A 23458-nucleotide genomic window follows, 5' to 3' on the forward strand; every position below is an offset into this window, starting at 1 on the left:
TAGTCGGCTTAAACTTATCTATAATGTCATTGACTAAATAACGGAATGATAAATGACTAAACGTGATTTATATGAAGTCTTAGGAGTCGGTAAGACTGCTTCGGCTGATGAGATAAAAAAAGCTTATCGCAAGTTGGCAATGAAATATCACCCTGATAAAAACCCAGGGGATAAAAGTGCTGAAGAAAAATTCCGTGAAGCAACAGATGTTTATGACATTTTAAAGGATGACCAGAAACGGGCTGCCTACGATCGCTTTGGCCATGCTGCTTTCGATCAAACGATGGGCGGACGTCCTGGAGGCGGGGGCGCGGGGCCAGGTTTTGGTGGCTTCGATTTTACCTCGTCTTTTGCTGATATCTTTGACGAAATGTTCGGCGATGGCATGGGACGGCGCCAGTCTGAAGCCAATATGCGGGGAGCTGATATCCGTTATGACTTGGAAATTACTTTAGAAGAAGCTTTCCATGGGACGACCACCAAAATTCGTTATCTGGTCGCAGCTCAATGTGAAGGCTGTAAAGGAAGCGGTGCAGCCGACGGGGCGGCCCCTGTTAAATGCGGCAGTTGTCATGGCCGAGGGCGAGTCCGGGCACAGCAAGGATTCTTTACTGTAGAGCGGACTTGTCCAGTTTGTCATGGCGCCGGAGAGTCGATCGATAAGCCTTGCAAAACCTGTCATGGTAGCGGCCGTCAGCGGCGCGAGAAGGTAGTGGATGTTAAAATTCCGGCTGGCGTAGATGATGGAACTCGCATTCGTATTTCAGGGGCTGGGGAATCGGGTGTTCGTGGTGCTTCCGCCGGGGATTTGTATGTCTTTATCAATATTCGCCGCCACAAATTATTTAGGCGTCAGGGCGCGGATATCTTTTGCCGCATTCCTATTCCGATGACGACAGCAGCCTTAGGGGGCGAGATTGATGTGCCGACCATTGATGGTGGCAAAGCCAAAATGAAGATCCCCGCTGGCACTCAAAGTGGGCATCAATTCCGCTTAAAGATTAAAGGAATGAGTATAATGCGTTCAACAAATCGAGGTGACATGTATGTAGAAGCTTCGGTGGAAACGCCTCAGAATTTAAGTAAGAAACAGCGGGAACTTTTAGAAGAATTTGCCAGCATTTCTAGCCATGAATCAAATAGCCCAGAGTCTACGGGCTTCTTTAAAAAAGTAAAAGACTTATGGAGCGGCAAATAATGCAAACAAAGACGAATTTTTACCTTTTTGGTGCGACAGGCCGTATGGGGGTAGAAGTGCGTTCTTTGTTATCTGAGCATCCCGTCGCTACCTATTGTGGCGGGACCTCCGGTCAAGGTGAGGAGGGTGATGGCAAGGAGGCGGACATTTTTATTGATTTCTCAGTTCCTGCAGCTTTGTCGTCCAATTTAAAAATTGCTCAGCGGTATCGCAAGCCTGTGATGATTGGAACAACTGGCTTATCGTCTGCTCAAGAAGAATTAATCCAAAAATCTGCTCAAGAAATTCCGGTATTAAGGGCTTCAAATACAAGTTTTGGAGTAGCTGTAATGACGAAGTTAGCCCAGGCCGCGGCTCAACTGCTTGATGAATCTTATGATATTGAGATTATCGAAGCACACCATCGCCATAAATTGGATGCGCCTTCTGGCACCGCCTTATCCCTGGGGCAGGCTGTGGCTCAAGGCCGAGGCACGACTTTAGCAGCGGCAATCGCCTATCCCGATCGTTCCGGCAGGCGTTTCCCCGGCACAATTGGTTTCTCAGTTCAGCGAGGCGGCGGTATTATCGGTGAACATCAAATTCATTTTATGGGCGATGATGAGATTATCTCCCTATCCCATCAGGGACTGTCACGACGGTTATTTGCCCGCGGCGCCATTAAAGCAGGTCTGTGGTTAAAAGGTCAGCCTCCCGGTTTATATACCATGCAAGATGCCCTGGCGCTGGCAGCCTAATTTACCCCAAAGAGCGTATTCTTACGGGTAAATCCCCATTATGTCTTAACTTTATTCTTAAGTTTATTTTTCGCATTAAATCTTAGGTTTTATCTCTTTTTCAAGCAGAGCCATGAATACTTACAGACAAAGGATTATAATGAAGCTTATCATATCAGCACTCTATTTTTTCATATCAGTTTCTGCCGGTGCAGCTATGGAGCTCGCCTCTAGTCCTCGGCCCCCCATAACTTGCACCGGTTGGAAAGAGAGATTTGTCAGAAACCAGAAGTTTGTTTACGTAAATTATAACTCAGATACAATTGAAGAGATTGCGGGCAGTTATATCTATGATAATCAGCCCCGTGTTACCTTGCTCATAAGCTTAAAGACATATGCGTTTACTGATAAGTGGGAGCCCCAACTATATACTCAATTAAAAACGTTATGCGAGAATTACAATAAGCCTTGTATTGATGAGATAATACTGCACAGAGGTGATAACGAAAAATACATTACCCAAGTGCTGCACTTTATTGATTGCCATCACCCCTTTCCCGATGCTATGGCCGTGCAGATATGCCAGTTTATGGGGATACTATCACCTTTTCAATGCCATCAAGCTTTCTCTATTGCGGACAAATGGTTTCAAGAGATGAACCATAATTATTTTAATTACTACCGCCTAATTTTAGAAAAAGAAACAGATAAAGACAATCAATCAGCTCTGGAACAGCAATTTTTAAGCCATCAAATTACGCATGTGCTTCATAAAATTAGTCAGTGCCCTGATTTCTCTCTCGATCAGAAAAATGAGCTTATCCATTCTTTAGCAATTACATGTGAGGCTCACTACGGACTTTCCCATTTTATGACGGCCGCTTTCTATCAGACACTGCGAGGCAATAGCCCTAATAATAGTGTAATCAAGAAGAAATTAGATCAATTAAGCCTTATAAAGAAATCTTTACACGCTGAGAGCAATAAGCAAAGCGCTGAGCTAGCTTAATAAGTACAAGAGAGAACTCTCTGAAACTAGGGGGACTTTGCTTTCTCTATAACTGGAGTTGGGGGCTAAAAGTATCCCCAGGTTTCATCCTCCGCTTGAATAAGTTTTCTTATTTCTTACATTAAGATTTGTACTTTTACAGCTATTAATTATAATTTTAAGTAAAATTTACTTGTAAGGTGGACCGATGTACAAAAATCTTATTTTCGCGGTGATGATGCTGCAGAGCAGCTTTGCGATCGATCAGCGGCCCACAGATACCTCACGCGAGCAAGCAGAGAGCCGAGCTCAACTGTGGCTTACACAAGCCGATGATACCCTTTGCCAAGAAAAGATAACAAAACTTAAACGGGCCGCTGAGGAAGAAAATTCAAATGCCCAGTATGCCCTTGCAAGGAAATACTTTGAAGGTATAGGGGTGTCGAAAGATTTTCAAGAAGCTATGAAATGGAGTCATAGATCTGCATTGCAAAATCACGTGCTGGCGCAATTTCTTTTGGGAGTAATTTATCATGCCGGCAAAGGAGGAGAGGTCGATTATGCTCAAGCCTCCTGGTGGTATTTGAAAGCGGCTCACAAAGGGTATGCCCCCGCCCAGTATAATTAGCCTTATTATATGATGCTGGGTTGGGCGTGCCTTTGGATGCCCATAAAGCCATGCAGTGGTATAAGAAGGCATCCGTGCAAGGGCATAAGTTTGCTCAATATAATCTGGCCTGTAATTATAGGATGGGAATTGGAGTCGAAGCAAATCAAGAGCAAGCAGTGCGATGGTATCATTTTGCTGCTATTCAAGGATATGCACCGGCTCAATATGAGATTGGCTGTGCTTATCAAACCGGCCTGTGTCTTAAGAAAGATAACAAGAAAGCGAGAGAGTGGTTTCAACAGGCGGCAGAGCAAAACCATGCGGGGGCTCTTTATAAGCTTGGTTGCCTTTATGAAAATGGTGACGGTGTACAAGCAGATTCGGTGCAAGCTATTTCTTATTTCTTGCGAGCGGCTCGGCTACAGCAGGGCGGGGTGTGTGAATCTGCAAAACAGGCGCTACTCTGCTATTTTAATTTTGCTTGTCTGTGGAATGGAAAGCAAGGAGTCCCCCTTTTTCCTAAGGCCCAGTGGGATGAACTGCAACTAAATTTACAGAATTTGAAAGATGTGTATCCTGCTCTCGAAGCTTACGCAGGTTCTGGGTTAGGATGGGGAACAGCTAATCAAAATCCTTCCTTGCAAACTTTAAGCCATAAAATCTTTTCATTAATTACTCAGTACGAAGAGCTGATCAATAATCTTAAGGCTAAAATGATACGGGAACCCGGATTTCTAATTAATTGTGTTCACTTTAACTGTCCCCAGCTAAAAGCCAGCTTTAAACAATTGGGTCTATATGTGCGTCTAGATAAGGATTGGCCCTCCTACCTTGATTTAAGTTTTAGTCACGAAGAGGTGGCCTTGCTCCTTAAGCTTATGCAATCCCAAGAACTTCCTCAATTAATTAGTACCTTAAAACATTTCTATTTAAGTGCTAGAAATGTTCTCCAAGAACTGACAAGAAAGGGAACAAACCCTCAAGAGCATCCTTTTCTTCTTGAAGGTATCTTTTTAGCCCTCAAAGCAAGCAATCCCTCTGCTCAAACTGAGGTCGATTTATATAGTTTCTTGGTCGCTTTTCTCCATCCTTATATGGCTGGGCATGGAGAGACAGAGCAGATCAATGCCTTACACCAAGCCATAAAGAGTTTAGATCAGCATTTAGAGGATCTTGATAACCATGTAGAATTTGCCCAGAGTTTGAATCAGGAGATCCTAGAATTGATTCGTCGCTCCCAATCTTATCGCAATCATTTTTTTAGGGTCAGCGTATTAAATAATGCTGTTTAGAGAAAGCTTTAACGATTTTTTAAATTTAATAGGAATAAACTTAAGAAAAACTGATGGAGATCGTCTAATGAACCATTTGTCTAAGTTATCCCTAATTTTATTATTAAGTGTTTCCTCGGTGGCGGCAGCTGGCGAGAAAGAGTCGGGCGGTATCCTCGAAAAGATTAAGATTTTCTTTGGATTAAGTCCACAATCAGCTGACGTCGATCGCGGTGAAGGTGAAAGTCGTGTTCTGAGCGGCTCTACTAAGCCAGCAATCGTAGAGCCAACTAAACCAGAAACCGTAGAGCCAACTAAGCCAGTAGCTGTGGGGCCTGGTCAATCGGTTACCCTAGAGCCAGCGCAACCGCAGCCAGTAATGCAAAATGCTCAAGGGTCCTCTCTAGATGGAAACTGGAAAAACCACCTTGCCGCTGAGCCTCATAAAGAAGGTGTCATTAATCCTGCCGTCTCGACTACGAGCTCTATGCCGACGGCATCTGCTCCGGCCGCTCTGCCTTCTGCCCCTGTCACCCCGGAGTCACAGCCTGTCGTCGTACAACCTTTGTCGCCGAATGAGGGAAAGATAACAGTACATGGCGGAGCAGCTCCGGCGTCTTCAGAGCCACCGCTGCCTCAACCCGAGCTTGGGCATATGCCGGAAAATGGGCAGCAACCAACCCATCCATCAGAGCTGATCATTCCGCCGGCAATGGGAGAAGGGCAGCAATCGCAGGCCAATGAGTCGATACAAATGGATCTCTATAGTGCTGGAGAACCCTACGCTTCACTTCCTCAAACACCGCAAGCATCGAATCCTGCGATTGAGCATCATGAATCGAATCATTCTCTCGATGCAGAATCAAATATGGCGGCGCAGATGCTGGCCACTTCAGTGGTGGAATATGTGCAATCTTTACCTCAGTGGGAAGATGGCAAATAAAAAGTCAAGATTGTCGTCAGGCGGGATGTGCAAAAGGGAGTTTTAGATCCTTGCAAGCGGAGAAGATAAAATTGAGGAAAAAGGAATTGGCGATACAACAACGTAGTCTTGCGATTTTATCAGTGTGCTGCCTCATTCTATCCGCTTGCAGCAGCCCGGCTGATATTTCAGATATGGTTTATACGGTACCGGAAAGCAAGAAAGCGCCAAAAAGTTCCAAATATTTTAAAAACATAACTGTCGATAAAGTGACAGGGGGTGCAGATACAGAATTCTATCATGATGCCAAGATTGGTAACGCTGAATTAAAGGCAGCCATTGAGCAATCTTTAAAGTCAGCTAATATGTTAGCAGATTCAGCGGAGAGCGTTTATCACTTAATCGTGGAATTGCTTGAGCTAAAACAGCAATCTTTTGGAGATCGTCCTAATACAGATATCTATGTTAAATTCATTCTGAAAAATAAAAAGACCAACGTTAATGTTTTTGCTGATACTTATCACAATGATGAATTTGCGACCAATGAAGATGCCTTAAGGCGAGGTAAGAAGGTGGAAATTGCCACCGAACGTGCTGCCAAGGGCGTCATTCATAAACTCCTAGATCGCTTGTTGATGTAAATCTCTTGCTTCTTAATTGCCGTTCTCATTTCCCAGAGGCAGGGGTTCTTACATATGGTAACAATATATTACTACCCTATATATAAGCCTGTTCCCTTTCAAAAAATTCACGTATACTGGATCCAATTTGTTTCTAAATTTATCATTTGAGGGATTTCCTGTATGCGTATTACATCCAAAGTTCGCAAGATCTTGTCCAATTATGAGGCTGATTCTATTGGCGTTAAGCAGAATCTAGCTCGCATTTTAATGCATGGCAAATTAAGTGGGACGGGTAAAATGATGATCTTAGCCGTTGATCAAGGCTTTGAGCATGGACCTCGAGCTTTTGCCATGACGCCGGCAGCTTATGATCCCCATTACCATTATCAATTTGCTGTGGACGGAGGCATGAATGCGTTTGCAGCACCTTTAGGGCTGTTAGAAGCAGGCGCTGATACGTTCCTAGGGGCCGTTCCGACAATTTTAAAAATTAACAGCGGTAACTCTTTGTTTGATAAAGACAACGCCCCCGATCAAGCTGTTACAGCATCAATTGATGATGCCTTGCGTTTAGGATGCTCAGCCATCGGATTTACGATTTATCCCGGTTCAGATCTTTCTTATGAACAGATTGAAGAATTACGCGAGCTAGCGGCCGAAGCCAAAGCCTGTGGTCTGGCGGTAATTGTTTGGTCTTATGCCAGAGGGGCTCTTTCTAAAGACGGTGAAACTGCAGCTGATGTCATTGCCTATGGGGCGCATATGGCATGTCAGCTTGGGGCGCACATTGTTAAAGTCAAGCTACCTACAGCCCATCTAGAAATGAGTTCAGCAAAACCGCTCTATGAAAAATATGTCGATGTCTCAAGTATGGCCGCTCGCGTTAAACACGTGGTTGATTCTTGTTTCAATGGGCGGCGCATGGTGATATTCTCAGGCGGTGAATCAAAAGAAGCCGGCGCTGTATTAGAAGACGCTCGCGCTATTGTCGCGGGCGGGGGATTTGGCTCAATTATTGGACGCAATTTCTTCCAACGGCCGAAAGAAGAGGCTTTAGCCATGGCGCAGGAAGTAGTTGAGATTTTTCGTCAAAAGCGATAAGTTATTCAGATAGTTTATAAGGGATCATAGTGCGATGAAGATTAACGGTGTATCAATTCGGGTTGGTAATATCTTAGATTATAATGGCAAATTGTGGGTGGTGACTAAGACTCAGCATACACAGCCGGGTAAAGGCGGCGCCTATATGCAAGTTGAGATGAAAGCCTTAATCGAGGGGACAAAGCTCCACGAGCGGTTTAGGTCAGCCGATACTGTTGAGCGTGTCCATCTGGATGAGCGTCCTTTCCAATACTTGTATCCAGAAGGCGATGATTATGTCTTTATGGATCAGGATACCTTTGATCAGATTACAATTTCTTCAGATTTCGTCGGTGATGCTGCTGCATTCTTGCAGGATGGCATGGTTGTCAATATTTCCATGCATGAAGGCCGCCCCATCAGCGTCCAACTGCCTGATACGGTGATTTTGACCATTGATCAAGCAGATGCGGTCGTTAAAGGACAGACGGCAAGTTCTTCCTATAAGCCTGCGGTCTTAGAAAACGGTTTGAAAATTATGGTACCACCACATATTGAAGCAGGAATGCGGGTTGTTGTTAATACGGCTGATGCCACTTATGTTGAACGCGCAAAATAATTGCTTTGGCACTTATAACTCTATAATTTTATCTTTTAATGTTATGCCCTTTACTGAGTTAATCAGGGGGCATTTAGTCTTTTTCAGAAAGGAATCATTATGTCATCGCAACGCATGTTGACAGGTTCAGCATTAATAAATGTGATGGTGGCTGCAGCTCAAAAATCGGGTCGTGCCTTAATCCGCGATTTTGGAGAGATCGAACAGTTACAGGTTTCTCGTAAAAGTCTTGGTGATTTTGTAAGCACTGCAGATCTGCGTTCTGAAAAGATCATCATTCAAGAACTTCAAAAAGCCCGTCCTGCTTATGGTTTTGTTATAGAAGAATCAGGTACTATCCGCGGTGAGGATGCTGATAACACTTGGTTGGTTGATCCTTTGGACGGGACTTCGAACTTTCTCCATGGAATGCCACATTTTTCAGTATCTATTGCCTTACAGCGAAAAGGCGAGATTGTGGCGGGTGTGGTCTATAATCCGGTCGTGGATGAATTATATTGGGCAGAAAAAGGCAGTGGCGCTTTCTTAAATCAACGACGCTTACGCGTGTCAGGTCGTCAACACATTGATGAAGCTTTGATTGCTTGCAATACGCCCTATGGCAAACGCGGTAACTCTGATAAATTTATTAATGGGTTCCGTAAACTTGTCGGGATAGTGTCAGGTGTGCGCCATTTCGGTTGTGCCTCCCTCGATTTATGCTATGTCGCGTCCGGGCGTTTGGAAGGTTTCTTTGAGAGCGGCTTAAAGGCTTGGGATATGGCCGGAGGGGCTCTCATTATTAAAGAGGCGGGTGGCTATGTTTGCGATTTTGACGGTGAGCAATCATTCCTTGAAAAAGGCAATATTATTGCTGCTAATGAAGCTGTTTTCCCCGAACTAAAAAAAGCAATCCTTGATTAATCCCTAAAAAGCTAGCTTGGGCTAACCTATCAGGGGCCCAGGCTTGACCCCTAAAACCCAGCCTGTGCAGCAAGAAGAGAAAATAGTCATCTAACATCCTCTCCAAGAGCTACCCAGAACTCCTTATGACTGTTTAGAGTTTACTCGATTTGCATACCATAAATATGCTCTTGCACCCATAAGTAAAATAAGGAAGAAGATGGACAGAAAAAATAGTTTTTCCAGATATTGAACCTGGTGCTCAGTGTAAATAATATAGTCTTTTAGGGCTGCGGAACTTTTAAAGAAATCTAATTCATATTGGCTAGAGGCAGAAAGTAAGGCAGGGGTCTTTGCATTAAGAGCAGCCTCGTACGCCTGGATCTCATTTAACGCGAGGAGCAAATCATTTAGCACACCACCGCCCCCTAATGCCAGAATAAACAGAATAAAATTAGAAATTAAAGTGATAACAATTAATATATTAAGTAAAGTCTTAATTTTTTTATTCATCTGATTAATTATTGATCAGCTTATAGTCATTATAAATGACTTATAACATGCACTGGAGAATAAAAATAGCCGCGTTTTGATCCGTCCTTACCAGCAAAACCAACTGTTCAGCTATTTGTTGAACTGTTAATCAATCTTTTACCTTGTTAGCTTAGAATATTTCTCATCTGTACATGCTACACGGATAAGAGAGATGTATTTTTCTAAAGCTTTAGGTTTTGTAGGTTTGCTCAGTTTACTGTTGATCGTTGACGGGCAAGCAGCTCAATTCTTTCCGCCTCTGGCAAAGGTGAGGGATTTAGAAGCGGCGACTAAAGGGGGGCAAGCTTTTCCTGCTCCAACGCCAGTGCAACCAGGCGACCTTGTAGTTTTAGACATTGACCATACCATCCTTATCCCGGCGACTGGTAAGAATAAATATAATCCTAAGACAACTACCCCAGTTAACTGAGCAGCAATTACCGCAACAGTTGGCAAGCTGGCGCACCAAAGGCATTTACCTTATTGCTTTAACGGCACGTCATGAAAAATATAAGGGAGAAACTGCCGAACAGCTAAAAGCTTTAAATTTTAATTTTGACGCTATTCTCCATGCGCCTAATCAGCGCGATGGCCAAGTTAAAGGCAGAAAGCTGCCGCAAAAAGGCCAGCAGCTTGTTGAGTTTCTAAATACCCTCCCGATGCTTCCGAAGCGTGTGATTGTCGTTGATGACCAACCCCTCAATCTTCAGGACATGGATCATGCTTTAAAAGAAACGCCGGAGTTAAGTCATCTGCCACGACTGCTGTTTTTAAAGCAGCGCGATGATCTCCAGTTAAAAGGCCATCTGTCAGGCGGTTCTGGCGGTGTCTATGTGTTAGAAGATCAGGACCAAACACGGTGGACATTTAAATGCGGCAGCAATATGCCGCAAATGAAAGAGGAAATTCTGGCCGATGGTTTATATCGAGCCTTGGGGGTGCCGGTCCCAGAATTTATGGTTTATAGCAAAGTTCCTGGGAACCTTAGCAACCAACTTACCGCTTGTAATGGCCTAGCCCCTTACCGCGTGGCCCGCTTCATTAAGTCGGCTAAGCAAGTTGATCCCCAGCATGCTAAAATAGAAATGCAGAAGCATTTTGTCGTGGACGCGTTTTTGAGCAACTTAGATATTGCTGTGGACAATTTTAAAAACGTGGTCATTGATACTCACGGCACCCTGTGGCGTGTTGATAACGGCGACAGTTTAAGGTACCGGGCTGTGAATGGTCGCAAACAGGAAGGAGCAAATTGGCGAGCGAAAGAAGTCAAGGAACTCGATACTCTGCGGGATAGCAGTATTAATCCCGGTGCCGCTCTTGTTTATGGCGATATTTCTGAACAAGAGATCCGTCGCCAAGTTCAGGAGTTGTTAGCAAAGGCCCCCAAGTTGTTTGCTACCTTAGATCAAATCGCTAAAGAGATCGACTTAGAAGATCCACAAGAGCTGCGTGAGATGCTGCAAGCCCGTCTTCAATACTTGGCTCAACGCTATCACGAGCCCACCAAATCACCGATTGCCTCAGCTTATAATCAGCCGCATGCCCAAGCGGCTGCCGGTATTTTGGTCTATAGCCGGGATCCAGTAACCAACGAACTGGCCGTGCTCTTAGGTCAGCGTCGGCGCCATCAGTGGTGGGGTAACCTGGGCGGGAAGAGTGATATTGACCCTTCGCAAGGGGCCATTGACCCGACCTTAGCGGCCACAGCGGTGCGTGAAACTAAAGAAGAATCCATGGGGCTATTCATTTATACGGAGCCAGAGCTACAGCGCTTGCCGTCCCATGACTTAGAAAATCCTGATGGCTCCTTGTATCGCATGTATCTTGCCCCTTATGACCATATTCCGGCGCAAACATTTAATGAAAAGCTTAATACAGTTTTAGATAGCCATCAAAAAGAATATACGCAGTTTCTATGGGTGCCACTAAAAGAGGTGGTGGCCGCTCTAGATAACCCGGCCGCAAAAGTCACAGAAGAAGGCCAAGAAACCGTCAAAGTTGGCGACAACATTATTTTGCACGCGCCGCTGTACCGGATGTTGCAACAAGCTCCGATTAAGAAAGCTCTTGCAGATTTAACAGCTGTAAAACGGCCAGCGCCGCGTCATACCCGCGGGGAAGAAGAAATAGGAAAGGTGGCGTGGGATCCTGTTAACCCGGCTTTGTCCAACGATAAGGTCCCGTTTGGGCAGAATGCTGCCGGTCAAATTCTTACCACCCGCACCCGCAATGGTATCAAAGAAACTGTCGCCCTTAATGCGCGCACTGATCAGGAGCAATATGCGGATGCGGTGGTGATGAAAGCTAAAGCTTTAGGGGAGATAAAAGGGCGCCAGCAGAAAAAGGATGTCCTTATTCCTCAGGGCCCCGGCCTTGGGAATTTGACCCAGTCTCAAGCTTATCTCAAGCTAACGCTGGGCGAGCCAACCTTTGGCCAGTTCAAAGGGCAGCCAAAACAGCAAATTGAAGCTTACTTTGCCCAGGGCGGCCACTTGCTAAATTTAGGCAAAGAGTTAGATGCAACCCGGGATGACTACTTCCTGTCAACCTTGGCAAAGGCCTTAGAAACAGAAGAGAAGTATAAGAATTGGTATGTGTTTTATCATGCTACCGATGATATGATGGCATTCCTCTATGATGTCTTCAGCGCTTATCGTCAACGCTTGCAGGCTATGGGGCCAAAAAGTAATCCAACCTTAAGGGCGCTGGATCAAGCGTTTGCGGGGATCAATAATGTTGAGGAGTTTATTGCGTGCTTCCAGGAGGGTGACCAATTAAGTAACTATGCTCATAAAGGTGGCAAACATTATCAAGATATGGGGTTGTCGGTCAATGCCTCCCTATTTGGGAGTGAAGATAACAGGACCTCTTGCCGCTATTATTTATTTCATGCCTCTAAATCAGTTAGTCCCCCTGATTATGCAAAACTCTTCCGTGCATTTGCTGTCAGCTTAGGCATTGACCGCAGCTGGGAAGATTTATTGACTGTGTATGAGCAGTATAAGAAAGATAATGGTCGTCTTTATCAGATCTTTATTAATCCTGCTATTGTCGATGAGGTCGGCTACACGGCGGTCAGCGCCGGCAATATCTGGAATATTAATATTGAGGGCGCCTTAACGTCTAAGCTGAGCCCCACCTTATCTTTGCTGCGTACTAACCCTGAGCAATTCATAACCGCCTTAACAGCAGGCCATAATTGGAAAGATAAGAGTGAGCTCCGCAATCTGCAAGTGAGGCTGTTTTTGAAGCCTGAATACTTCCATAATCAGCAACTGGTGCAGATTCGCCAATATCAACGTTTACCCTTTGCTCAGTATCAACAGCAATATCATCAGAAATTACAAGCGCTCGTCGATGAGGACCTCAGTAAATGGCTGCAAAAGCATCGAGATACAGAAGCAGGAATGCTGCACAATGGCAAACCGGTCTTACAAAACCTTTATAAGGCTGGCTATGAAGGTATTACTGGCAATTCTTATCAGCTTGATGAGTCTAATGTGTTATTGCCTTTAATTGATCAAGGAGATACGGCCGGCTTAGCTAATTATTTTGAAACTTATCCGGATCGAATTAATCAACCGCTCAAGATAGCTCAGGATTACTATCAGAAGCATTCCGATGGTTTGTTGGAGGATGAGCAGACGGCGCTTTCGCGGGCAATTATAAATAATGTTCCTAATCTGGAAGCAGTGATCATGCTTTTGCTGAACAAGGGGGCTAATCCTAATCAGCCTTTATTGGTGGCAGCTGCTCGAGGCTTGACTCACATTATGGAGATCTTGGTAAACTATGGTGCCGATGTGAACTGGAGTAATGATAAAGGAATACCTGCTATTCACCAAGCAGCTGAGAACGGCCATAAAGAAGCTGTCGCGTGGTTGCTTTCTAAAGGCGTCAAAATTGAGGCAACTAATAGCCTGGGCAGTACGGCTTTACATAAAGCAGCTGTGAAAGGGCAAAGTGAGGTTATTACTTTTCTACTTTCCGAAGGTGCTAACGTTAATGCCATTAATATGTACCATATTACGCCTCTGCATTTAGCAGCTGAATTCGGTCATAAGGAGGTCGTTAATTTATTGCTCTCTCACGGTGCAAATGTTAATGAAGCGCGTGAAGATGGGGGCACAGCCTTGCATTTTGCAGTGCTAGAAGACTATGAGGAAATCGCCGAACTGTTACTTTCCCACGGTGCAGATGTTAATGCAGCTCGTAATGATGGAAGTACTGCTATTGATTTAGCAATAGAATCAGCTCAACGGTCCATTATTGAATTACTCCTTGCTAAGGGAGCAAGCCTGAATCTAGAGAAGAGCTCGCAGAAAGCTATATTTAGAATTTTAAATTGGGCACTATCTTCTGGCAACGAATCACTGGTCAAGCTATTCCTTGCTCATGGGGCGGATATTTCAGAACTTCCAAAGGATGATCTTCTGAATACGAGTATAATAAATGAAAGGGCTACGCTCGTTAAATTGCTTTTGACTCATGGGGCTAACCCTAATTGGAGGGATAAATATGGCACGTCCCCTCTTAGAAGAGCAATAAGAGGAGGTAACGAAGAGATTATTTCATTGCTACTTGCTTACGGAGCGGATGTTAATGAAGCTGATCAATATGGTGATTCCTACCTTGAAAAAGCAATAAGTAACGGCAATGAAAAAATTGTTGGGCTGCTGCTTGTTCATGGGGTTGATGCTAACGGGGTTAATCAATATGGTGAACCTTATCTCTCGATAGCAATAAGATCAGGAAATGAGAAGATTGTTGAGGTGCTGCTTGCATATGGAGCCGATCCTAAAAAGGTGGATGAATATAATAAATCTTTGCTTGAACCAACGATAAATGGAGAAGAAGAATTAGCATCTGAGCCAGCGCTAAATGGGGAAAAAACATCTTCAAAAGAAAATAGGGGGACGATGCTCGTAGGAGAGGTTTAGTAAAGTCGGTGGTAAAGCAGAGCGACTCGCTTTTAATCGGTCTAACCTTTTACTTGGGCCAGGTAAAGGCAAAGGTCGCTCCTTTGCCTTCTTGCGAGATTAAGCTAATCTGGCCGCCTTCTTGGGTAATAAGCTTTTTAACGATGGCCAGCCCTAAGCCACTACCATCCACATTCTTTGCAATCTTAAGGCGGGTTAAAGGCTCAAAGACCGTCTGATGAAATCGGGGTGCAATGCCAATACCATTATCTTTGACAATAAAGCGCCAATAATCGGAATCATCCTCAACTTTTATATATATTTCTGCTTGCTCAGGAATCGGATGGTATTTGACAGCATTTGAAATTAGATTACACAGCACCTGAGATAACAGCATCTTTTTCGCTTTAAAAGGCGGTACCTTACACTCAAGCGTTATTTTTACTGTTGGCGGGATGTCAAGGTAAGATACTGCTTGCTCAATTATGCTGGAAACGTCCGTTTCCTCGATGCCCACTGTTTCGCCCCCAATAAAAAAGGAAAGAAGGTCGCGGGTCAGGCTTTGAAGCCGCATAACATTGGTTTGAATTCGGTTGAGAAAATCGATGACACTCTCAGGCAGAACTTTGCTGCTTTCATCTAAAATGAACTGGGTAAAGTTGTAAATCGCTCTTATGGGCGACTGAATATCATGGGAAATAAGATGCATAAGCGATTTTATTTCTTCGTTCTGGCGGACTAATAATTCATTAGTATTTTGCAGCTTCTGGCGGGTTTCGACCAGGTCTGAAATATCACGCCATAGACTAATGCAGCCAAGAGTGTTGCCGTTATCATCTTTTTTTCTGCGAGCGCTTAAAGCGACATGAAGCTTTTCACCATTCTTCTTTTTGAGAGTCAGTTCCCAATTTTTGATCTCGTCATGCTCCATACAATAGGCTCTCATCCGCGCAATCTCTTCTAGACAGTCCGGATGGTAAAGATCTTGCATGCTCAAGGAAAGGATTTCATTTTTGCTATAGCCTAATTTTTGGGCAAAAGTATTATTGCAATTCGTTATGCCAACGCTATCTATATTTTCGCCACCTGTTCCTTCAATATAGGCAAACATATCAGGGGCGTTTTCATAAAAGTCGTAAAAATATTGGTAAAACTCTTGAGATTCAATAAAAGATTTGTTTAAAGACTCAAGAATTTGTTGTTCGTGTTCAATGATGGGATCAAGATTGCTTCCCCTCTTTCTATAAAAACAATGATAGAATAAAATATTCCCCTGTTTATCTTTTGTGGTCAAAACATCTTGGCTTACAAAAACTTTGTCACCATGTTTGGTGCTAAGGATTACAGGGTAATCCCTTAAAAATCCCTGTCGTAGACATAAGTTCATAGCGCCTTCTAACATATCATAACAATCGGGATGATAAAGGCTCTGCCTTGAAGGGAGTTGGGTCATTTCTTCTGGCGTATAGCCTAAGGTTTCTAATAAAGAGGGGCTATAGTTTACAATTTTAAAATTGTAAGGGTTGTTGATAGCCATTAATCTTAATTGCGGAGATTTATTATAGAAATCCTCAAAAAAGAGCGAATGATTTTTTTCCATAAGACGGCCCCCCTCGGACGCAGAAGAAAAAACTATTATAACTATAAACGAGAAAGGTGCTTTAAATTTTATTCTGACTCATAATATTCTTCTATAGCTTCTGGTTGTATGTTTGATTATTACTGTTTCTATAAATGTTTCTAAGTTTAAAGCGGACACTAACATCTGATCTCAAAGATGCTTATCTATCATTTATGGAGATGCATATCACCTTTTTAGTAACGGTTTTATCTATACAACAATAAGCCGAGCTGACTTTAGCGTAAAATTTTTACAAAAAATAACGTTGTAGCAGTCTTTCTTCTTTTGTTGGAAGACATTAAATTGAAAGGTCCGACTAAAATTTTAGGCTAAGTTTAAGGGGAACCACAGCAAGAGCGGCTAATGCTGGAGGAAGCTAAAAAGGAATAATAAAAGGGGAACGCATGAGGGGGAGGGGATATCAGTTTTGCAAGTGAGGAAAGGTGAGGTTAATCCTAGCCAGAAGCGCCTCAGCATTAAAATTTAAGGAGCTGGTAAGGACCATCAATTAAATTCATATAGACAGCATAAGAGAAAATAGTCTATACTCATTTGATGATTGTGACGAGTTAAGTAATTGAATCTAGAACAATGGTAACCAACGCCCACTCCTTGAATTCTGAAATAATAAGTGTGACAAATACTGTGTTAATTCCTAAGCTTTACTTGTTTTCTGGTGAAGTAAAAGTCAAGGATAAACCTTGGTCAGCGGCCAAGGGGATCGTCAGTATTATGGCTGATTTGTCGGCCGAGCAAGGCGGTCGTACGGTACGCGCTGAAGGGGGTAGTGATGCAGAGTTACAGCCCTATATTGACCAGCTTCTGGCAATTGGCTGGGTGCCTATTAAGACGCTCGGGGCGGTGATTGACCCAAACAATCTGGCCAAAGCCACCCATGTGCTGGTTGATGGGGATCACAGCATAGCTCAGTTAGCGCGAGAATTTTATTTAGTGCATATGCCCAAGCTGCAAGAACAAGGTTGGGTTGTAACAGTTGATGATTCTTTCCCGTTTCGACCTGTGGAAATAGAAGGAGAATGGTACGCAAATCTTGATAAGGCTCTGAGTACCACAACGGACTGGTTTGATCTGGAACTAGGAATGATGATCGAGGGCGAGCGGGTTAATATTCTGCCACTACTTGTCCGTATGCTCCGCGAAGAGGGAGCAAAAGACCAATTTAAGTCAGCTCTAAATTCTAAAGAAGGGGGCGTTATCTATGTTCCGTTGACAGATGGACGTTTGCTGCCGGTGCCTGCCGATAAAATCCGCTTTATTGCCCAGACTTTAATTGAGCTTCATGATGCTGATTCCTTAACTGATGAAGGAAAATTACGCTTATCATCCTGGCAATCCACACAATTAGTGGAAATAGAAGCGGCCATGCAAGCCGCACAGATGCGTTGGTTTGGCGATGAGCAAGTGCGTGAGCTCGGGGCAAAGCTTAAAGATTTTACTAAAATTACACCGGTAGAGCCGCCTAAAGGCTTGCAGTGCGAATTACGTTGCTATCAAGGTCAAGGCTTAAGTTGGCTGCAATTTTTGCGCGAGAATAATCTTAATGGCATCTTGGCTGATGACATGGGTCTGGGTAAAACAGTGCAAGCCTTATCTCATATCCTCAAGGAAAAAGAATCAGGGCGGATGGATAAACCCATCCTGGTCGTGGCGCCCACAAGTTTGATGGTAAACTGGCGTCATGAGGCAGCAAAATATGCACCCGAGCTTAAGGTGTTAACATTGCATGGCCAAGAGCGCAAAGACCTGTTTGATCAAATTCATTCCCATGATTTAATTTTGACCACTTACCCTTTATTATCTCGGGATAAGGAGTTTCTAATTAAGCATGAGTTTCATATGTTGATCCTTGATGAAGCTCAAGTTATTAAGAACCCCAATACCATGGCTCATCGTACGGTACAGCAGATTAATGCCCGTCACCGTTTATGCTTAACAGGTACGCCTATGGAAAATCACCTCGGCGAGCTATGGGCTCTGTTTTATTTCTTGATGCCCGGTTTTCTCGGTGATCAGAAGAAGTTTAACCAGATCTTCCGTGTCCCCATTGAAAAACAGAATGATGATGTGCGTCGTGAAAATCTGGCGCGCCGGATAAAGCCTTTTATGTTGCGGCGAACAAAGTCGCAAGTGGTCTCTGAATTGCCGCCTAAAACGGAGATCATACAAAATATTGAATTGCAGCCTGAGCAGCGTGCTCTTTATGAAAGTATCCGTCTAACGATGCACGAAAGGGTGCGCCAAGAAATTCAAGAAAAAGGCCTTAATAAAAGCCATATTGTTATTCTTGATGCGTTATTAAAATTACGTCAGGTATGTTGTGATCCCCGATTACTTAAATTAGAAGCCGCACGTGGCGTCTTGGAATCAGCTAAGGTTCAGTTTTTGCGGGATACCTTGCCCGGTATGATTGCTGAGGGGCGTCAGATTCTGTTGTTCTCCCAGTTTACCAGCATGCTTGCTTTAATTGAGGAGGAATTAGCGCAAATTGGAATTCCTTTTGCCAAGTTGACAGGACAGACCAAAGATCGCGGTACGCCGATTGAAGAATTCCAATCGGGGCGAGTTCCTGTTTTCTTGATTAGCTTAAAAGCGGGAGGAACAGGGTTAAACTTAACTGCGGCGGATACTGTGATCCACTTTGACCCGTGGTGGAACCCAGCGGTAGAAAACCAAGCAACAGACCGAGCTTACCGTATCGGCCAAGACAAACCAGTATTCGTTTATAAGTTAATCACCATTGGTACGGTCGAAGAGAAAATTATGCTAATGCAGCAGCGCAAAGCTTCCTTGTTGTCTGGAATATTTGATGGCCAAAAAGAAAATGATGGTCTCTTTAATGCGGATGATTTAGAAGCATTATTTGAGCCGCTGCCTTAAGTGTTGACATTCTAGGATAGGGATTAATGCCTCTTGTATTTTAAAAGAGGAGAGCCTATTTTAAAGGTAACTAAGAAAAAGGATTATCCACATGGCCATTAGCTTTCGTTCTCTACTTAATCGGGGGGCATCGCCAAGGCGCCGTCAAGTGATTGAGGGAACCCGTAAGACTTTATTCGATGCAACGGAGTCCGGCGCTTATGTTATGCAATTTCGTGATGCGCTTGCTCCCTTAAACAAAAATAAGATGACAATTGCGGGTAAAGGGGCTTTAAATAATCGGCTGTCTGAACTTTTCATGACGCGCCTTAATGATATGGGGCTCGAAACCCACTTTGTGCGGCGTCTTAATATGTCGGAACAGCTTATTCGTATAGCTGATCCCTATAATTTTCGGGTCACTGTGCATAATGTTGCCGCCGATGAATTTGCTGAACGTCTCGGCTTCGGTGATCATGAAATTTTGGTAAAACCAATTGTTGAGCTTTCCCATAAATCCCGCGAGTTAGAATATCCTATCATCGCTCCTGAGCATGTGGAAGCCTTAGATTGGGCGCACGGAGACGAGGTCGAGGATATTATGCTGATAGCCCGTCGCGTCAACGACTTTTTAAGCGGTCAGTTCTTTGCAATAGGGGTGCGGTTGTTAAATGTAACATTAGAATTCGGCCGACTATTTCAAGGGGACTATTTCGAAGAATCAAGGGTCTTAATCATTGATGAAATTACCCCTGATACTTGTTCACTTTTAGATTTGCGAACCGGTGAACGCTTAGATGGGCGGACTCAAGATGATCGGGCGCCGCAAGAGTTAGCTTTGCGGTATCAAGAAATTGCTCGCCGATTTAGAATCCTCGGGGATTCTGGTCCCCTTGAGTTGCAAGAGAACTTTGGGGTTGTGGAGAAAGGTGTATAAATATGGCCATGATGCTTGATGAGATTCATAATCTTATCCAAACTGCGCTGCCAGATGCAGATATCGAAATTAAAGATTTAGCGGGTGATGGTGATCATTATGCTGCAACCATAAAATCTGCTGTATTTGCAGGGAAAACACGTGTGCAGCAACACCAGCTCGTGTATCAAGCTTTAGGAGGGCGTATGGGCGGACAGCTCCACGCTCTCGCACTTACAACCGTTGTAAAAGAATAGGGTTAGTCAATGAATAGAAACATCCAGGCGGAAATAGAGGCAGAGATCAAAACAACGCCAATCGTTTTGTTTATGAAAGGGGATGCAGAAATGCCACAATGTGGCTTTTCGGCGGTAGTTGTGCAGATTCTAAAGCTACTCAATAAACCTTTTAAAACTGTAAATGTTTTGCTAGATTCAGAAATTCGCCAAGGCATTAAAGATTATAGTAATTGGCCAACAATTCCACAGCTTTATATTGCTGGTGAATTTATTGGTGGCTGCGATATTGTCAGAGAAATGTACCAAACAGGCGAGTTACGTCAACTGTTAGAGGACAAAAATCTGTAGTGGTTACAAGCTCACGGGCAAGTTCTAGAATAATTAAAGTGCCCCAGATTTCTACAAATTTGCCCGACTGGAAAATGAAAGATGTAACGCTTTAAGCAGGGGGACGGTTTTTACTTGCTAATTTTGCGCTACTCCTACAAATGGTTTTAAGGGGTTATACACTTAAAGTGTTAAATGAGAACGTATAATTTTCTGGCATGATTGGTTCTCAGTCGTGCAGCTATCATATCAATTTTCTTGTAAAGTAAGCTTGTAAGCGGCAGTGCCCAAAAGCTTGCTTTTAGATATAGCAAATTTTTAAAAGGCCAAGGTATAATTGTAGCCCTGAATCGACTAATTATTGGCTATTTGCATTTTAACGCCCTACTTAGATAATTAATAAAAAATCAGATCAGGTATCTGAGAGTCCTCCCTCTGTATTAATCAATTTAATCTCAAGGGTTGTCGCCTTTTTGACTAGGATTCTGATGGTAGTTGGGTTAACATAGATTAACTCAACTATGCGTCAAATTATATTAATGGTAGCAAAAACGATGACAGTTCAGAATACCCAAGAAACCCTTGATTCTATTCCAGAAAGTGGAGCAGATTACACTGCTGACTCTATTAAGATTTTAAAGGGATTGGATGCGGTGCGAAAGCGTCCCGGGATGTACATTGGTGATACCGATGATGGGACAGGTTTACACCATATGGTTTATGAGGTCGTTGATAATGCGATTGACGAAGCTTTAGCGGGTTACTGTGATCGAATTGATGTAATTATTAATGCCGATAATTCTGTAACCATTCGTGACAATGGGCGGGGTGTGCCTGTCGATATTCATCCTGAAATGGGAATTTCAGCAGCGGAAGTTATTATGACTCAGTTGCATGCCGGCGGTAAATTTGATCAGAATTCTTACAAGGTTTCCGGTGGATTGCATGGCGTTGGTGTTTCCGTGGTTAACGCTTTATCGGAGACACTCGAATTAACTGTTTGCCGCAATGGTAAAAAGCACTTTATGCGGTTCCGCCACGGCGTACCTGAAGCACCGCTTGCGGTCATCAGTGATGTTAATACCAATGGCACAGAAGTCAGATTTTTGCCTTCTAAGGAAACATTTGCTATTACAGAGTTTGACCGAGCTACCATTGAACATCGGCTAAGAGAGCTGGCTTTCCTCAATTCAGGCGTTAATATTATCCTTCGCGATGAGCGCGGTGAAGAGCCCTATGAGATCCAGCTTCACTTCGAGGGCGGCATCCAAGAGTTTGTTAAGTATCTGAAGCGTGGTAAGAATTCCTTGCAGAGTAAAACAATTGTGGCCTCTGGGACCAAGGATAAGGCTAGCGTTGAAATCGCTTTAGAATGGACCGACAGCTATCACGAAACGATGTTGTGTTTTACCAACAACATTCCTCAGCGCGATGGCGGCACCCATTTAGCTGGATTCAGAGCTGCTTTAACTCGCACCATTAGCAATTACTTGGCGCATTCCCCGATGGGCAAAAAAGATAAGACGACTGTCAGTGGTGAAGATGCCCGCGAAGGCTTGATTTGTGTGCTGTCAGTAAAAGTTCCCGACCCCAAGTTTTCATCGCAGACTAAAGACAAGTTAGTGTCCTCAGAGGTCCGCGCCGCCGTCGAAAATATCGTTTCTGAAGCGTTAGATCAATGGTTTGAAGAAAATCCAGCCGATGCAAAAAGTATTATTGGCAAGGTTATTGAAGCGGCAGCGGCCCGAGAAGCAGCCAGACGAGCCCGTGAACTGACGCGCCGAAAAGGGGCTCTGGATTTAGCTTCTTTACCTGGAAAGCTTGCTGACTGTCAAGAACGTGATCCTTCGAAAAGTGAGATTTTTATTGTTGAGGGTGACTCGGCAGGGGGCTCCGCTAAGCAGGGGCGTAACCGTCATTTCCAAGCAATTTTACCTCTCAAGGGTAAGATTTTGAACGTTGAAAGAGCTCGCTTTGATAAAATGCTGGGCTCTGCTGAAATCGGTACCTTAATTACAGCCTTAGGGACAGGCATTGGCGCTGAAGAGTTTAATCCTGATAAATTGCGTTACCACAAGATAATCATTATGACGGACGCGGACGTCGATGGTAGTCACATCCGTACCTTGTTGTTGACATTTTTCTATCGTCAGATGAAACCGTTAATTGATCGTGGTTATCTCTATATTGCTCAACCCCCCCTTTATAAGGTCAAGCGTGGCCAGTCAGAGGTATATCTAAAGGATGAGAGAGCCATGGAGACTTACCTTCTTGAGGCCGCTTGTAATGAATCTAGTTTTACGCCAGCAGGGGGAGCTCCTATTTCTGGGACGGCTTTTAGATCGCTGGCAGATCTTATTATGAAAGCTTATCATAGTGTTCAAGGGTTAACGCGGCGCGTTAATAAGCCTCTATTAATTGAGCAAGCGTTGTTTGCCGGGTTGTTTGAAAATCCAGCAATGGAATTGGAGGCAGTAGTAGCGCGCCTTGATAATGCTTCTGCCGCTTTACAAGCCGTCGGCAAGCCTGCTTACCGACAAAAATGGTCGGCCCAGCGCACTGGGAATGATATGGTTTTCACGCATACTGTCGCGGGTGTTTCTGAGAGCTGGCGAATTGATGATAGTGTCTTGCGGACACCCGAAGTCAGAGCGCTTTTAACCTTAAAAACAGAATTGGTTGACTTTTTCCATACCCCTGGCCATTTTACCGTTAAAGATACCGCTGTGTCTGTTACCGGTCCTAGTGATTTAGGGGATGCGATGCTCGAGCAAGGTCGCAAAGGTATTGCCATCAGTCGTTTCAAGGGACTAGGTGAGATGAACGCGGAACAATTGTGGGAAACCACGCTTGATCCTGAAGCTCGAACCTTGCTCCAAGTAAAAATGGACCATATGGAAGAAGCTGAAGAAATCTTCTCAACCTTAATGGGGGATGTGGTTGAACCGCGCCGTGATTTCATTCAGGCTAATGCCCTTAAGGTTGTTAACTTGGATGCTTAAAATAGACGATAATAGGCGATAGGTAAATCTTGCTTTAACCTTTTGTAACAGAAGGGCGGGGATCAGAATTGCATAAGGGTAATATTCCCTTTTATAACCGCCCCTTTAAATTGT

19 protein-coding genes are annotated in these 23458 nt (G+C 43.9%); 17 read left to right on the plus strand and 2 right to left on the minus strand.

Annotated features, from left to right (window positions below; all coding sequences use genetic code 11):
• Positions 1-52: 52 nt before the first annotated feature.
• From dnaJ to HMO_RS0108300, 10 genes are all read left to right on the plus strand, one after another.
• A complete protein-coding gene (gene dnaJ / locus HMO_RS0108260; RefSeq protein WP_010301309.1) occupies positions 53-1198 on the plus strand; it encodes a molecular chaperone DnaJ in 1146 nt (381 codons plus the stop codon).
• Positions 1198-1935, plus strand: a complete 738-nt coding sequence (gene dapB, locus HMO_RS0108265) for a 4-hydroxy-tetrahydrodipicolinate reductase (RefSeq protein ID WP_010301312.1) — start codon at positions 1198-1200, stop codon at positions 1933-1935. Before dnaJ ends, dapB begins: the two co-directional genes overlap by 1 nt.
• 139 nt (positions 1936-2074) lie before the next feature.
• A complete protein-coding gene (locus HMO_RS0108270; RefSeq protein ID WP_010301315.1) occupies positions 2075-2923 on the plus strand; it encodes a hypothetical protein in 849 nt (282 codons plus the stop codon).
• 187 nt (positions 2924-3110) lie between these two features.
• Positions 3111-3530, plus strand: coding sequence for a tetratricopeptide repeat protein (locus tag HMO_RS15645; protein ID WP_010301319.1), 420 nt, complete (start codon positions 3111-3113; stop codon positions 3528-3530).
• Positions 3531-3556: 26 nt separating this feature from the next.
• Positions 3557-4804 carry an SEL1-like repeat protein gene (locus HMO_RS15650; RefSeq protein ID WP_052572015.1) on the plus strand — a complete coding sequence of 416 codons (1248 nt, stop codon included), beginning with the start codon at positions 3557-3559 and terminating at the stop codon, positions 4802-4804.
• Between the two features lie 67 nt (positions 4805-4871).
• A complete protein-coding gene (locus HMO_RS0108280; protein ID WP_139016861.1) occupies positions 4872-5726 on the plus strand; it encodes a hypothetical protein in 855 nt (284 codons plus the stop codon).
• A gap of 86 nt (positions 5727-5812) precedes the next feature.
• Positions 5813-6346, plus strand: coding sequence for a hypothetical protein (locus tag HMO_RS0108285; RefSeq protein WP_139016862.1), 534 nt, complete (start codon positions 5813-5815; stop codon positions 6344-6346).
• 162 nt (positions 6347-6508) lie between these two features.
• Positions 6509-7429 (plus strand): class I fructose-bisphosphate aldolase, encoded by a 921-nt coding sequence (locus HMO_RS0108290; RefSeq protein WP_010301329.1) that lies wholly within the window; start codon positions 6509-6511, stop codon positions 7427-7429.
• A 34-nt stretch (positions 7430-7463) separates the two neighbouring features.
• Positions 7464-8027 carry an elongation factor P gene (gene efp / locus HMO_RS0108295; RefSeq protein WP_010301332.1) on the plus strand — a complete coding sequence of 188 codons (564 nt, stop codon included), beginning with the start codon at positions 7464-7466 and terminating at the stop codon, positions 8025-8027.
• A 99-nt stretch (positions 8028-8126) separates the two neighbouring features.
• Entirely contained in the window at positions 8127-8930 is an 804-nt protein-coding gene (locus tag HMO_RS0108300; RefSeq protein ID WP_217490998.1) for an inositol monophosphatase family protein, read from the plus strand.
• A 123-nt stretch (positions 8931-9053) separates the two neighbouring features.
• Here HMO_RS0108300 and HMO_RS0108305 read toward each other — a convergent pair whose 3' ends face one another.
• Positions 9054-9422 carry a hypothetical protein gene (locus tag HMO_RS0108305; protein WP_010301336.1) on the minus strand — a complete coding sequence of 123 codons (369 nt, stop codon included), beginning with the start codon at positions 9420-9422 and terminating at the stop codon, positions 9054-9056.
• Positions 9423-9615: 193 nt separating this feature from the next.
• Between HMO_RS0108305 and HMO_RS16795 the strand changes: the two genes are divergently transcribed.
• Both HMO_RS16795 and HMO_RS0108315 read left to right on the plus strand, forming a co-directional pair.
• Positions 9616-9873, plus strand: a complete 258-nt coding sequence (locus tag HMO_RS16795) for a hypothetical protein (RefSeq protein ID WP_010301337.1) — start codon at positions 9616-9618, stop codon at positions 9871-9873.
• On the plus strand, positions 9800-14383 hold the full coding sequence (locus tag HMO_RS0108315; protein ID WP_083821272.1) for an ankyrin repeat domain-containing protein: 4584 nt from the start codon (positions 9800-9802) through the stop codon (positions 14381-14383). Before HMO_RS16795 ends, HMO_RS0108315 begins: the two co-directional genes overlap by 74 nt.
• Before the next feature lie 49 nt (positions 14384-14432).
• Here HMO_RS0108315 and HMO_RS0108320 read toward each other — a convergent pair whose 3' ends face one another.
• A complete protein-coding gene (locus tag HMO_RS0108320) occupies positions 14433-15962 on the minus strand; it encodes a PAS domain-containing sensor histidine kinase (protein WP_010301342.1) in 1530 nt (509 codons plus the stop codon).
• Positions 15963-16616: 654 nt separating this feature from the next.
• On the opposite strand from HMO_RS0108320, the gene HMO_RS0108325 reads away from it, so the two are divergent.
• The 5 genes from HMO_RS0108325 to gyrB all read left to right on the plus strand — a co-directional run bounded on the left by HMO_RS0108325 (position 16617) and on the right by gyrB (position 23344).
• Positions 16617-18881, plus strand: a complete 2265-nt coding sequence (locus HMO_RS0108325) for a DEAD/DEAH box helicase (protein WP_217490999.1) — start codon at positions 16617-16619, stop codon at positions 18879-18881.
• Between the two features lie 91 nt (positions 18882-18972).
• A complete protein-coding gene (locus HMO_RS0108330; protein ID WP_010301348.1) occupies positions 18973-19797 on the plus strand; it encodes a phosphoribosylaminoimidazolesuccinocarboxamide synthase in 825 nt (274 codons plus the stop codon).
• 2 nt (positions 19798-19799) lie between these two features.
• Complete coding sequence (locus HMO_RS0108335) at positions 19800-20033, plus strand: BolA/IbaG family iron-sulfur metabolism protein (RefSeq protein ID WP_010301351.1); 234 nt, start codon at positions 19800-19802, stop codon at positions 20031-20033.
• 9 nt (positions 20034-20042) lie between these two features.
• Positions 20043-20363, plus strand: a complete 321-nt coding sequence (gene grxD, locus HMO_RS0108340; RefSeq protein ID WP_010301354.1) for a Grx4 family monothiol glutaredoxin — start codon at positions 20043-20045, stop codon at positions 20361-20363.
• Between the two features lie 500 nt (positions 20364-20863).
• Positions 20864-23344 carry a DNA topoisomerase (ATP-hydrolyzing) subunit B gene (gyrB, locus tag HMO_RS0108345; protein ID WP_010301356.1) on the plus strand — a complete coding sequence of 827 codons (2481 nt, stop codon included), beginning with the start codon at positions 20864-20866 and terminating at the stop codon, positions 23342-23344.
• The last annotated feature ends 114 nt before the right edge of the window (positions 23345-23458 follow it).

It is taken from the genome of Candidatus Odyssella thessalonicensis L13 (assembly GCF_000190415.1).
GTDB classification, from domain to species: domain Bacteria; phylum Pseudomonadota; class Alphaproteobacteria; order Paracaedibacterales; family Paracaedibacteraceae; genus Paracaedibacter; species Paracaedibacter thessalonicensis.

Bases quoted from the DNA above. Each gene is read 5' to 3' on its own strand.
- HMO_RS0108280 (WP_139016861.1), top strand. From the start codon at position 4,872: ATGAACCATTTGTCTAAGTTATCCCTAATTTTATTATTAAGTGTTTCC.
- HMO_RS0108320 (WP_010301342.1), bottom strand. From the start codon at position 15,962: ATGGAAAAAAATCATTCGCTCTTTTTTGAGGATTTCTATAATAAATCT.
- HMO_RS0108270 (WP_010301315.1), top strand. From the start codon at position 2,075: ATGAAGCTTATCATATCAGCACTCTATTTTTTCATATCAGTTTCTGCC.
- dnaJ (WP_010301309.1), top strand. From the start codon at position 53: ATGACTAAACGTGATTTATATGAAGTCTTAGGAGTCGGTAAGACTGCT.
- dapB (WP_010301312.1), top strand. From the start codon at position 1,198: ATGCAAACAAAGACGAATTTTTACCTTTTTGGTGCGACAGGCCGTATG.
- HMO_RS0108335 (WP_010301351.1), top strand. From the start codon at position 19,800: ATGGCCATGATGCTTGATGAGATTCATAATCTTATCCAAACTGCGCTG.
- efp (WP_010301332.1), top strand. From the start codon at position 7,464: ATGAAGATTAACGGTGTATCAATTCGGGTTGGTAATATCTTAGATTAT.
- HMO_RS0108305 (WP_010301336.1), bottom strand. From the start codon at position 9,422: ATGAATAAAAAAATTAAGACTTTACTTAATATATTAATTGTTATCACT.
- gyrB (WP_010301356.1), top strand. From the start codon at position 20,864: ATGCGTCAAATTATATTAATGGTAGCAAAAACGATGACAGTTCAGAAT.
- HMO_RS0108300 (WP_217490998.1), top strand. From the start codon at position 8,127: ATGTCATCGCAACGCATGTTGACAGGTTCAGCATTAATAAATGTGATG.
- HMO_RS0108330 (WP_010301348.1), top strand. From the start codon at position 18,973: ATGGCCATTAGCTTTCGTTCTCTACTTAATCGGGGGGCATCGCCAAGG.
- HMO_RS0108290 (WP_010301329.1), top strand. From the start codon at position 6,509: ATGCGTATTACATCCAAAGTTCGCAAGATCTTGTCCAATTATGAGGCT.
- HMO_RS15645 (WP_010301319.1), top strand. From the start codon at position 3,111: ATGTACAAAAATCTTATTTTCGCGGTGATGATGCTGCAGAGCAGCTTT.
- grxD (WP_010301354.1), top strand. From the start codon at position 20,043: ATGAATAGAAACATCCAGGCGGAAATAGAGGCAGAGATCAAAACAACG.
- HMO_RS16795 (WP_010301337.1), top strand. From the start codon at position 9,616: ATGTATTTTTCTAAAGCTTTAGGTTTTGTAGGTTTGCTCAGTTTACTG.